Annotated in this window: 10 protein-coding genes; 5 read left to right on the top strand and 5 right to left on the bottom strand. The window is 34.3% G+C overall.

Features of this window, described 5'->3' with window-relative positions; translation table 11 throughout:
* Positions 1–311 precede the first annotated feature (311 nt).
* On the top strand, positions 312–893 hold the full coding sequence (locus tag QP953_RS14185) for an outer membrane beta-barrel protein (RefSeq protein WP_052598953.1): 582 nt from the start codon (positions 312–314) through the stop codon (positions 891–893).
* Positions 894–1,238: 345 nt separating this feature from the next.
* Here the strand turns inward: QP953_RS14185 and QP953_RS14180 are convergent, their stop codons facing one another.
* Positions 1,239–2,342, bottom strand: a complete 1,104-nt coding sequence (locus QP953_RS14180) for an endonuclease (RefSeq protein WP_309555545.1) — start codon at positions 2,340–2,342, stop codon at positions 1,239–1,241.
* A gap of 395 nt (positions 2,343–2,737) precedes the next feature.
* Between QP953_RS14180 and QP953_RS14175 the strand changes: the two genes are divergently transcribed.
* The 3 genes from QP953_RS14175 (at position 2,738) to QP953_RS14165 (ending at position 7,133) form a co-directional block, all read left to right on the top strand.
* The gene (locus QP953_RS14175; protein ID WP_309555544.1) at positions 2,738–3,628 is read left to right on the top strand and encodes a hypothetical protein; all 891 of its coding nucleotides are present in this window, start codon (positions 2,738–2,740) and stop codon (positions 3,626–3,628) included.
* A gap of 151 nt (positions 3,629–3,779) precedes the next feature.
* On the top strand, positions 3,780–4,481 hold the full coding sequence (locus tag QP953_RS14170) for a redoxin domain-containing protein (RefSeq protein ID WP_309555542.1): 702 nt from the start codon (positions 3,780–3,782) through the stop codon (positions 4,479–4,481).
* A 378-nt stretch (positions 4,482–4,859) separates the two neighbouring features.
* The gene (locus tag QP953_RS14165) at positions 4,860–7,133 is read left to right on the top strand and encodes a VIT domain-containing protein (protein ID WP_309555541.1); all 2,274 of its coding nucleotides are present in this window, start codon (positions 4,860–4,862) and stop codon (positions 7,131–7,133) included.
* 155 nt (positions 7,134–7,288) lie between these two features.
* Here QP953_RS14165 and QP953_RS14160 read toward each other — a convergent pair whose 3' ends face one another.
* Complete coding sequence (locus QP953_RS14160; protein WP_309555539.1) at positions 7,289–8,467, bottom strand: hypothetical protein; 1,179 nt, start codon at positions 8,465–8,467, stop codon at positions 7,289–7,291.
* Between the two features lie 342 nt (positions 8,468–8,809).
* Between QP953_RS14160 and QP953_RS14155 the strand changes: the two genes are divergently transcribed.
* Entirely contained in the window at positions 8,810–9,655 is an 846-nt protein-coding gene (locus QP953_RS14155) for a hypothetical protein (protein ID WP_309555538.1), read from the top strand.
* 235 nt (positions 9,656–9,890) lie between these two features.
* Here QP953_RS14155 and QP953_RS14150 read toward each other — a convergent pair whose 3' ends face one another.
* From QP953_RS14150 to QP953_RS14140, 3 genes are all read right to left on the bottom strand, one after another.
* Positions 9,891–11,393, bottom strand: a complete 1,503-nt coding sequence (locus QP953_RS14150; RefSeq protein ID WP_309555537.1) for a hypothetical protein — start codon at positions 11,391–11,393, stop codon at positions 9,891–9,893.
* A 210-nt stretch (positions 11,394–11,603) separates the two neighbouring features.
* Positions 11,604–12,494 (bottom strand): methyltransferase, encoded by an 891-nt coding sequence (locus QP953_RS14145; RefSeq protein ID WP_309555536.1) that lies wholly within the window; start codon positions 12,492–12,494, stop codon positions 11,604–11,606.
* Between the two features lie 27 nt (positions 12,495–12,521).
* Entirely contained in the window at positions 12,522–13,055 is a 534-nt protein-coding gene (locus tag QP953_RS14140) for a hypothetical protein (RefSeq protein ID WP_309555535.1), read from the bottom strand.
* Positions 13,056–13,149: the final 94 nt, after the last annotated feature.

The following is a 13,149-nucleotide window of genomic DNA, read 5'->3' as shown; positions in this document are numbered from 1 at the left end:
AGAATTAAAGCGACTCAATAAAAAACGATTTTGTTCGTTTGATTAAAAAGAAAGATTCCAAACAACTAAATATTAATAGGGCAACTAAGCATTTTTTGAAGATACTAATGATTTCATGAAAATAGTTGCGCTTCATATCTACATCCCAACTTTATGGCATAGTTTTTACATTTTTTATACAACCACACTTCTAGACAACAGAATTCCACCTAACGAGGGATACTGTCTTAAGTCAGTTATTTATAAGCCTAGAATATTCTTACAATTAGACTCTTTCTAAAAGTAGGTAATATTCTCCAAAACGAAGTATTATGGGTATTCAAAAATTGTTTGTAAGCGTTGCTGTATGTGCTTTATTATTGATAGGAACAAACCAAAGTCAAGCACAGTTTTTTAAAATGGGAATTAAAGGTGGACTGACCACTTCCAATTTATTCACACAAGGTACTCCTACCATGGGTATGACAGGAGGTTTGATGGGCGAATTTAAATTCGTCAACTGGCTGCGTTTACGAACAGAAGCCAATGTTTTGTGGCACGGAACCGACAAGCATTTTTGGGAGCAAGATGACGTTGATTATTTTGCAGTTGGATTGCCCGCTATGTTAGAATTTATGCCTGTTAAAAACTTTTTTATTGGTGCGGGTGCTGAACTAGATTACCTAGTCCATGCACAAGGTGCGGATATGCCCAACAATCGATTCAACTTTGGCTTGGTAGGTCATATTGAGTATCGTTTTTTCAGCAAATTGGGCTTAGGAATTCGCTATGTACACAATCTTGGCAACTTTAATAAAATTGGGCAAATTGGCGATTCTGTTAGCAATCCAAACCAACCTACAGCTGCTTTTCCTAGCTCTTCTGTACAAGTATCTTTATCTTATCTTTTTTAATAGAAATTAGCATTCCTTCAAACCAAATAGGAGTCATTTTCATCTCAAGAACAGGAATTAAATAGACGACTAAAAGAATCTTTTCTTAAAACAACGTTGTGGGTAAGGCTTTTTTTAGGAACCATTATTTAAACAGTAAGTAAGTAGACTAATTCTGTTCTTAGTTGTTTATACATAGTAAGTAAGTTTTGTAAATGCTTAGCACTTGTTGCTAAGCATTTTTTATTTAAATTTAGAAATGAAACGCTGCTATAGCCTTACTTTTACACGTTTAAATTAGACTATAATGCCATTAGGGTTAATTAGGCACTCAAAGCTATCTTATTGATTGCTTGAATAGTACATTTAGTGCTTAATTGTAAACTGTATGACCAAATTAATAACATGTCCATTTTGTTCCAAACTAAGACGATAAGCATACACTCCACTTGCCCAATCTGTGCAGACAATATTTTTTTGAAAAAGACCAGCGTCTTGCTCCCCCAACGACAGCGTTTTTAAACACTGCCCTGTCGAATTATAAATACTAATTTGAACCATCGTAGGACGACTTAACTCGTATTGAATGGTCATGCTTGTAGTTGCAGGATTAGGAAAATTGGCATATAATTCTGCCCCAAAATCAGCCAAAGTATTATAACTAGTAAAACAGCTGTTGGCAGGCAAATATGGGCAATAGGTTCTGTATGGCAAGCTACAATCTAAGACAAAAGGATTTGCCTTTCCTTCTTGATAATGTGCTATAATGTGTGTGCGTTCCCACTCTAAACTGTCAACAGGATCATCCAAGTGCCATTGGCAAATAGTAGGCAACTGCTTTGCAAAAAAAGTAGGATCAGCGGCATCTGCTTCCGCTTTGTACATCGTATAAAAGTAAAAAATTGCACGGGCAGCATTGCCCTTATGCGCTTCCTTGGGTTCGAAAACTTCGGCATTAAAATCTAATTCACTATACCATGTTGCTTCTTTGGTTGGATAACTTTCTGTCACTGCGTTGTAGAACCAAGCAGTTGTTTTTTCATCTGCTATTTCTGCATAGGGAAAATTATTTCGAGCAGAATTAACAGCTGCACGAACAGGAAATAAATGATGCAAATCGCTACGAGCATTTCCTTGACCCGCTCCTTTACTTTGAGGATACGTATGCTCTGTATTAATTCCGTTAGCACTACCTCCATTATACAAATTGGTAGAAGGATCTACTTGAGTATTCAAATGCAAGGCATGCCCTGTGTATACACAACGTACACTATCCTCCAATGCATATACCTTAGCAAAAAGTGTATCTCTCGCATCATCATAATCTAAAACAAAACTAGGTTTATACAAATCCACTAATTCATCTAGTAATTCTTGACCATTTTGGTTTAATAATAGTTGTTGCTGATCGTATTGGGCTTGTACAATTGGAGCGATAAAAATTAATAAAAAACATAATTTTTGTCGCATAAAATCTAATTTTACAATAAAGCCATTATTAAAACTGTTTTGGCTATATGATTGGACAAGATTGTTACTGAATTAGTGGCAGTTATATTAAAACTTCAACAATATTAATTTAGCATCTACACATACAATATCCAAGCGTCCTATCAATGTTAGCACAGTCGATTAAAGGCGTTCTTAGGTGGAATAAAATAATTAATTAAGGCATTTTAAAAATACTCTTTTTTATTGCTTTTTTCAAATTTATGATAGGTTTGGTCTAAAAGTTTTTATTTTTTCTGTTAAATAATGAACCTTATCATGTTTTTTACTTAAAGTTTTATTATATTAATAAGCAGACACTTACATATTATTTTAAAATATCATTTTATTATAAGCGTTTCCCAAACACCTTTTAAATGACTACACATTTACATGCTACAATTTACATTTGCATATATTTATTTATCATAACACTAAGTAGTTGTGAGACTTCTTCTGCCCCATCCCAGAATGAGCACTCGCTGGTGCCTACTACTCCTAAGCCCCCTCTTGCAACACCCAATTTGATCGTCATTGATAGTCTTGGGCACTTAGACAGTATTACCAATAAACACAGCAATGCTTACAAACGTATTCAATTTAGGTCTTTAGACAGCTTACTGATTGATGCCAATTATTACTATAGCAGCGACAGTGCTCCCAACATCTTACTTTGTCATCAAGCAAGGTGGAACAAATATGAATACGACTCTATAGCTGTTGTCTTACAACATAATGGTTACAATTGTTTGGCTATTGACCAACGTTCTGGTGGCACGATGGACGTAGATGGGATTCATCCCATTAATGCAACTCATCAAAGAGCAATGGCAGCAGGTTTGCCTACCGAGTATCTTGATGCTGAACAAGATATCGTTGCAGCTATTGATTATTTTTATAAACAAGCCAAACATCCAATTATTATTTGGGGTTCTTCTTATTCTTCTACACTAGCACTCTATAATGGATTGAACAATAATAAAGTTTTTGCTGTTGTGTCATTCAGTCCTGGTAATTACTTTAGCAGTCAGAAAGGATCTCTAATTCCATTAATCACAACAAGTGCACAACCTTTTTTTATTACTTCTTCAAAAAAAGAAGCAGAAGGAATTAAAAATTTAATTCAAAAGACAAAACAAAACAACCAACAAATACAATTTATACCTAAAGGAGATGGTTATCATGGTTCTAGAGCTTTATGGGCTAGCAAAGAAGGTCACGAAGAATATTGGGCGGCTATTTTTAGTTTCTTAGAAAGCCTAAATTAGGCTTCTCAAAGTTCAAATAAATCTTTTTTTTTGTTAATTTTATCAATATGGCTTTGATCCCCACATCAATTAAAGCCATCGTTCAATCCATATCAACTATCTTCTTAAAATTATATTCTTTTTAGTATGTTTGCTTGAATTTAGATTCCCTATGAAATATTTTAACTATACCATACTCTTATTGCTCATTTTAAGCGCTTGCAAAGATCCAAGCAAGGAGAAGATTACTTTTGAAGATATCAAAGACTCTAGTCATCGAGCTGCTCCTACCAAAATAGAAGAGAACATTACTTTTTTTGATACTCAAAACAAAATAATTTCAACCGATAAATTCAATCAGTTGCTAGCAGAAGGGCTTTATCTTTCAGAACAAAAACAGAAGATAGATGGTTCTGAAGAAGTGCATTTAGTTTCTATAAAAGAACACGCCAAGAAACTCGAAGCTCAGCCTTTACCTGATTTTGAATTGTCTAATCTAAGAGGGGAACGATATACCAAACAAAGCCTTGCTGGCAAAGTTACTATCTTAAGTTTTTGGTTTACGGCTTCTCATATCTGCACCAAAGATATTCAAGACTTAAACGCTTTGGCTAAAAAATATGCTAATAATAAGAACTGCATTTGGATTGCTCCTGCATTGGATAGTCCTGCCAATTTATCCCGTTTCTTAAGAGGCAAAAGTTGGAATTTTGACTTTGCTGCTGATCAAGAGTTATTGGCTTTAAAATTTGGTATTATTACCTATCCAACTCATCTTATTATCGACAAACAAGGCAATATTTCCAAAGCTGTTATTCGCCATCCAAAAACGAATGAAGTAGTAGAACAAACCATTCAAAACCTACTCAGTTGAGCCAATTATTGACAGACTTATTGCTCTCTCAAATCGTCATCCATACAACATACTTGAACAAGTCATCTTATTATCCATATCGTAATTTTTGTAGTGCTGATTTCAACAAACAGCACTATTTTTTTTTGATACACACAACCATATCCACACAAAGTGCATCTCTATTTTTAAGTACGCAACCAATATTTAATAAAACAAAAATAATTTATTGATTTGCCCAAGTAAGTTGATACTCATAATATTTAATGAGTAGAGCAACGCTATTTCGGATATTTCCAAAACAGTTAGTCATAAAATTATCACTTGAGCTGGTTGCTCTTTATTGTCAACAAATACCTCGTTGTTGATTACCTCTTAAACCAACAAACAAAACAAATCATGCAAAAAATAATTTTATTAGTAACAACCACCTTGTTGTTTAATATTGCCGCAAGCTACGCAGGAGGATTCATTATTGTTATGCCTGATAAGCACAGTAACCCCAACGCTATTATTCCTGGTCAACCCAATCCCGCTTTATTTCCCCTAGAATCTAGATCCACACAAGTTAATACGTCTATCAGTGGTCAAACAGCAACAACTACGATAAAGCAAGTTTTTTTCAATCCAACCAATCGCCAATTAGAAGGTTACTTCTTGTTCCCTGTTCCTAAAGATGTTGTTATTTCCAAATTTACAATGGATATTAATGGTGTTAAGCATGAAGCAGAGTTATTGGACGCAACCAAAGCTCGAAAAATTTACGAAGAAATTGTCCGTCGTTCCAAAGACCCTGCTTTATTGGAGTATTATGGAAAAGGGATGTTCAGAGTGCGTATTTTTCCAATTTTAGCTAAAAAAGAACAAAAGATACAACTAACATACACAGAAACCCTTTCTAAAAATAATGGTACCATCGAGTATAGTTTTCCTATGAATACCGAAAAATATTCTGCCAAACCTATCCAGCAAATTAGTTTTAAAATTGATATTGATGGAAAAGAAAAAATTAAAACAGTTTACTGTCCCACACATCCTGTCGAAATCATCCGCAAAGGAGCAGAAAAAGCAACCGTTGGTTTTGAAGCAAGCAATGTAAAATCAGATCGAGATTTCAAATTATACTTTAATTTAGACAACAGTAAACTAGGGCTTTCTTTGCTCAACTACAAAATGCCCAACGAAGATGGCTATTTCTTTCTCAACCTAAGCCCTGGCTTTGGGAATGAACATGAAATCGTTGCCAAAGATATTGTTTTTGTCATGGATAAATCTGGCTCTATGGCCGGTGACAAACTAGATCAAGCAAAAAAAGCTTTGCGTTTTTGCGTAGAGAATCTAAATAAAAACGACCGTTTTGAAATTATCCCTTTCTCTACAGAAGCTACCTCTTTATTTGGAAAAGTCGAACAGTTGAATACATCCAACAAACAGAAAGCCATTGACTTTATAGACGACATTAACCCTATTGGAGGAACAAACATTGAAGAGGCACTAGATTTGGCACTTTCTGCACAAGAAACCAATAGCAAAAGACCTTTCTTTGTCATCTTTATGACAGATGGAAAACCTACCATTGGTGAAACGGAAGAAGATCCATTATTAAAGAAAGTAGCGGCAATGAACAAGAAAAATGTACGTATTTTCACTTTTGGAATTGGCACAAATCTCAATACTCATTTACTAGATAAAATTACAGCAAGCACCAACGCTTATCGAACTTATGTCTTGCCTGATGAAGATATTGAACTTAAAGTCTCTGACTTTTATAGCAAGGCTTCCTCTCCTGTGCTTACTGATATAAGCATAGAGTTTGATAAAAATGTGCGCATATCGGATGTTTACGACAAAAAATTGCCTGACTTATTTAAAGGTGGTTCGATCAGCTTAATGGGACGCTATAAAGGATCTGGAAAATCAACGATTACCGTAAGTGGTAATATCAATGGTGCTCGCAAAACATTTCAATATTCTGTTGATTTGTCCAACGAAAATACCGAGCTGGATTTTATTCCCAATCTCTGGGCTTCTAGGGCAGTAGGATATCTCTTGGATCAAATTCGTTTGCATGGTGAGAACGAAGAATTGGTCAAAGAAGTAACTCGCTTAGCAAAAAAGCATGGAATTATCACGCCTTATACTTCCTATCTTATTTTAGAAGATGAAGCAGTTGCTTCTAGAAATCAAGCAATTCAAGAACAGGATTTGATTTTAAGACCTCGTGCTTTAGATGCCCCACAACTGTCTGATGATATAGATTTTGAAGAAGAAGTAGAAACTATTGCTGGTTTTGGTGCTAATGCCAAAAAGAAAGATGGAAAGTCCTCTGTCCGTGCTAGTAAAGAAAGTCAAACCATGAACAAAGCTTCTAACTTAGCTGAAATTAAACAAGGTGTCGAACGATTGGCTTATAAAGATAGTTCTGGCAAGCATCGCAACCTATCTGAGGGAATTGTCAACATACAAGGACGTGCGATGTACAATAACAACAACGAATGGTTGGATGCTAATATCTCTCTCAATCAGAATAAAAATATTAAAACCAATCGAATTAAATTTAATTCAGAAGCTTATTTCAAACTAATGGAAAATCAAGAAGCCGTTGCGTTTTTAGCACTAGGCAAAAATGTACGCTTTATGATGAATAATGAGGTATACGAAATTCATGAATAAAAAACTTAATCAATTGCTCTGTCTCGTGGTGGAGGCAGATTAAATGGTGTGTGACCAAAGTAGCGTGGTGGCTGCTTTGGTCCTTTTTTATAACAAAAAAGCACAACCACTCTAACAACGGCTGTGCTCTTATCTTTTTAGGTCTAATTGAAGGCTTAAATATCTTCGACTTTACGAACAAACATTGGTCCTGAATTTAAAAAATTTCCCATAGCGTCAACTCGATTAATAATAGGCGCAAAACCAACGTAACGAATGCTCAATGACTTTGTTTTATCGTTCCATACCCAGTCCTGTAACAACCGCAAATTTTTAATATCGCTGCCATTCATCTTAGATTTTACCACTTGATTGGTTTCTTTAAAGGTCTTAGGATCAAAGGTAATAATAGTATCAATAGACGCTCCTAAATGCTTTATCTCTTCAGCCTTTAAGTATTCTGTGCCATCAGCATCAAAAGTATAGCCCAATTTAGTGGTTGCAGCATTTTCTCTAAACCCTTTCATCATCATTTCAATAACCACACTAATATCTTGTTCTTGCTTTATCATTTTAACTGTAGATAAATCAAAGTTTCGATACATACGTTTTGCCCAAGTAACCGTTGAGGATGATAAATCTGGTGCTGCTGTCAATACTTCTGGCTTCATCCAAAAAAGAGGTTTTAAATCTGCTGGACTAGCAGGAGTATTGGAAGTTTTTTCGTATGCCAATGGAGCGATAGCCAAGGCAATGGATTTAAAAGTCATCTCTTTTTGGCTATAATAAATTACTTGACGCAGTCTAAATGCTCTGACTGTTTCTGGGTCTAATGCGTTTACTACTACTTGCTGTTGCTCTTTCATCGTCTTCGGATCAAATGTAAAAATAGTATCGACTCGACCAATCAAACGCTCTACTTCTTTTGAAGCATATTTGTCCTTTAAAGTGGCATCTTTGTAAAATGTCATTTCACGACGATTTTTGAGCACCTTTTCAAATAAATCGTGGTCGTCATTGTGAGAAGCATTCAAATCCGTTACTTGATACTTCAATATTTTGAAACTGTTTCGGCTCTTAAAGCCTAAATTCTCCATCAGTAATCTTTCTGGATCTTCCTTATCATAATCCCATCGGTTGTAGTTGAGCGCATAATCTACTTCAGCTTCTCCCAACCAAATAATATCCGCATTTTGTTCCAATTCGCTCAAAGTGGGAATTGCTTCTTTTTTAGGCTTTTTAGTTTCTAGATTCGTTGTTGTAACATGATCTGTAGAGCCTGTTTCGGTAGACGTACAGCTTGTCATCAACAATGCAGACAAACTCATTGTCTGTATTAAATAAGTCATTTTCATAGTGAGGTTGATTTTGTAAGAGAGTATTCTCTTCTTAGTTTAAACTATTTATTTATATAATATATAATACACCAAGGAGAATAGGTTACAGAAATATTGTACTAGAAAATGCTAAAATTTTATTGCATGGGAACTTTTCTTAAAAAGATGCCGTTAAGGGGGTTATAATGATAACCTAGTGTATTTTCTCAAAAATCACTACATCCACTTTTTTTGCCGTTATGAAAGTCTAAAACTAGATACTTACTCTTTTTTATAAGCCTTTGACAAATTGCTTACTATTTGTACAACATGAATGCCCATTCATGTACATAGGCTATTGATAACGCAAAAAATAATAACATGATAACTACAGATATAGATTTTGATAGAGTAAAAGCTCTATTAGCAAGCCCCCTTGAGCAAAATCAACGGGTTGGTTTAGCCTTACTCAATAGTATTAAAATACCCCAAGATGAAACATTAGCAGAATTGATGACCAATAGCAATGATAAGTTATTGTGGTGCATCGAGTTTGATCTTACAGAAAAAGTAACAATCATCAAACTCGAACAGGGATTTAGCCGCCGTAATATTTCTTTGGCTCCTTTTGTAAATCTCGAAAAGCTATACTTTAATCAACAAAATTGGAACAGAGGACAAATTCCGTTTGCTACTTTGAAGGGAATTAAAACCGTTAGTCTTACAGGGCATCAATTGCATGAGTTTCCTAAAAATATTCGAGTACTAAACCAATTAGAAACGCTCTATCTAGGAAAAAATAGATTCATAAAAATTCCTGCGGAAATCGGTCAATTAAAGATGTTGAGAGTGCTCATTCTTTCTAGAAATAGATTAAAAAGCCTTCCAACGCACCTTTTCAGATTAAGCCGTTTAAACAATTTAAATCTTAGTAACAATCATTTGACAACAATACCTAGAGATATTGGTTTGTTGCAGAATTTAGAGATATTAAATGTAGCATCTAATAAACTAAGGGATTTACCAACGAGTATTGGCGAACTCCGTCAGTTAAAAATTCTAAACCTAAATGGCAATCACTTGGAAAGCTTGCCCAATCAAATTCGTAATTTGACGCAATTGGAAACACTCCATCTAAGAGGAAACCCTATTGCCAAAAATAAAGGACTCCTCAATCACTTACAAAGATTGCTGCCCAATACAAGCCTACTTTTTAACAAAAAATAAGCAACACAACAATAATAACAATTTATAAAAATAAATATTTCAAAAAATCGACATTTGCGTGAACTATTTTAGTCACTTTGCTGTTATAGTGTTCGTACGATTGTTCTAAAGAAGGCTTCCAAAGTCTTCTTTTTTTATGCCCTTTTTTATGGTTGGTTTGACCAAAGACAAAACAACTCCTCATTCGTTCACCCATCTACCAGACCCCAAACACTCCTTCTGTTAGTTAGTACAATTACTTTTTATAAAAAAAAGTCAACTTACTATTTTCACTATCTAGTACTACGTTTTTAAGACCTCTTTTTTGGAGCGTTTTTACCAATTTGCTGACGACTACTTCCAACTTATTATTTCTATTATCCTGAACTATTACAATTGAATTCATATTCAATTGTCCAGTATTTTCTTTCGAAGGCAAATCAATAGAGCCAGTTAGAACTTTATTATTTAATAGAACATTGTACGCATCTAATTCAATAATATGCTCCTCAAACGGTAATTCAAGATTTGCAGCAGCAATTTTCAGCCCTGAAAACTCCGTAAGAAGAGGCGAGTACTCATAAATAGTTGTTCCTTTTTTTCGAATGGAGTCTACCAGACATTGAGTGTATAATTTGTAATTTAGATTAGGTTTCCCTCCTTTTTGATTGGTCACAATATCTGCTTCAATTATATCCATAAGAATGCCTGTTCCTGTGATTTCAGAAGTTGGCATACAGATTTCATAGGAGTAAGCATTCAGCCCTTTAATACTTGAATAATGTAGGTTTGAAACTTCACAAAGTATTGTACTACCAATAGGCACATTAGAACTATCAAGCTTGGGTCTATTTTCCACAGAGTTCCATTCTCGAATCATATCTGGCGAGAGCTTGATGCTAACATAATTTGCCCTTATATCAGCTTCTACCGTGGGATTGATAATATGCCGTTGAATCGAAGCATACGAAATGTTCCCTAACCAACGACCAAATAAATAACGCAACCGTTTTTCAATTTTATCATCAGCCTTTCTTAATTTTTTCCCATATAGAACAAAATGCTCCAAGGCAATTTTTGTAAGGTCAACTTTTTGTTTACGAAACTGGAGTAAGTATTGTCGAATGCTATCTTGGTAGGTCTTTGCTTTGAATTCTGAAAGCTGGATTTTATTTCTTTTTATTACTTTACGAATGAACTTCTTCATAGATAACTCTTTGCCTTTACCTTTCCACTGTAGTGGACCTGTTTCTATAGCTATTTTAAGAAACTTCATGTCATCTATACGAGCACGAGCTTTTAGAATTCGGTAATAAGACTCTGGAGAATAATCAAAACTGGTAAAGTCAAACTCTGGTAAGTATGTTTTTATATCGTGTCGATACGATACTTCCAGAGGTAATAGATAAAAGATTTTATCCTTTGTGCAAGGTAGTAAATCAATAGTGTAATATTTTGAAGGATGTTTTAGACGAATCTTATCGTATGAAACTGCCTTGAGTTCGTAATTAGACACTATTCGGTTATCGCCTCCTATTAAATCTCTATAAAAAATAAATTCGTATAGTTCCTTTCCATTTTCTAACTCCCAACCCAAAACATTATTGAATTCGTCAAAGCTTATAAAATCTTTCAGCAAATTAGAGAATTTTGCCTCTATATCGTCTCCAATACAAACGCATTTGCTTGTGTCATTTTGCGCAAACACAACCTGACTGCTCATCAACAGGAAAAACAACAATGATTTTATTGAATTCATCTTTAGGCATTTATATTTTGATGGTAGTTTATTGATTCCTATAAGAATACACAATTAAGTAATCGTTCATAAAAATTTATAGGCAAAATAGAATTCTTTTTGCACTGTTCTTCATCAAAAAATCTCGTTTTAGCCCGCTAAAACTTCAATTCTTTTCTTTGAACAGCACTAAAAACAATTACATTTTTAACTATACTTTTTTCTGTCCACTTACTTAAAAGAAGATAAGTAGTATCTTATTAAAAAATGAAGGTAGGTTGTTATTTTAGGAATCCAACAACCTACCTTCCCTCTATAATTTTTATAATCTAATCCAAACCTTAATTCCATATCTTTTTCTTCTATGGGCTTGACAACAAGCTCCCAAAGGACTGCCCCCAAAAGGGCATACAACAAGATAGGAATTGAACTAAAAATAATGCTTATAGCAACAACTTGCCCGACTCCTGCTATTGCCATAGGATTTCTCACATATTTATAAGGACCTGCTACAACTAACTTTTGAGTTTGATCCAATGGCAAAGGTGTTCCCTCTCCTTTTTTGACCATAAAATACGCACTGCAAATCCCCAACACACTACATACCAAAAAGAACGAGAGTCCTATCAATTTATTGGTTTCTTTTACCAAAGGTATTCCTTCAGATGATTCCATGATCAATATTGGAAACAGCACTAAAGTTATTAGCCAAATGCTAATCATTTGAACTATTGTTTTCAGCCAATTCTTAGTAAAACTCTTTGTATTTGACTCTCTAAACATTAATTTTTCAAATACCAAGAAACAATTATAACATAAGCCTAGTATCATAATAGTTGTTCCTAAAAAGCCTCCCTGTGTCAATATAGAAGCATTAATACAATACAATGTTGCAAATGCAAAGCCGCCCAAAATAACAAATTCTATTTCTTGCTTGCCAAAATACGCTCTTGCTATAGATAGTATGGCAATAATTAAGATATCTGGCAATAAAAATGAATTAAATGCTATGCTATGTATTCCTGGAAATTGAAAAGCGTCGTAGAAATTTTGATTGGTTAACAATCCTATCCACCAAAAAGAAATTAATGCTGCTTGTAATAAATATGCTGTTCCTTTCATGAATAATATTTTTGTAAGACTTTTCTTTTAGCTCTCTTTTTTTTGCTCTAGTAATTCTTTTGCCGCTCTTTTAGCAGCTTCAACAAGGCTCGGATTGGCAATTATTTCGAGTAGTTCGTCTGTAGATTTATTTTTAAATCTTTTTTTGAAAAACTCCATATTAGAGGAAGGCTTAACAAGTTTGGACTCTAGGCTTCTTTTTTCCTCCAAATAATCTAAGAAAATCTTCTCATTGGTCAACACATAAGAACCCAAAAAGATAAGTACGCTAATAATATCTACTGTGATAAAAACAATCAGGTCAAAAGGTAGAAAATCTACTCGATTTAAACTGGCAGCAATTGCTATAAGCCCCAAAAAAATAATCCCTTTTCTTCGATCAAAATAAAGCAAAAAACCATTTATTAGCAAAAGACTAGCACCTATAAATGCATTCAACCAATCTGTCTCGCCAAAAATAAGCGTTATAAATAAACCAATAACAAGCATAACAAATGTAAAGACACTACCTTCCTTATTAGGATTCATTTCACCATCGTCATCCAAGACTAAATTATTCATTGCAATTGGGTTAAAAGAGTCATTAAAAATAATAACAACGCTGCTAACGATTGTAAAAAATAAAAAGCGCAATACTCAACAAAGAGCACTGCGC

This window comes from Aureispira sp. CCB-E, assembly GCF_031326345.1.
Classification (GTDB): Bacteria; Bacteroidota; Bacteroidia; order Chitinophagales; family Saprospiraceae; genus Aureispira.
This window is presented reverse-complemented; position numbering and strand designations above follow the sequence as displayed.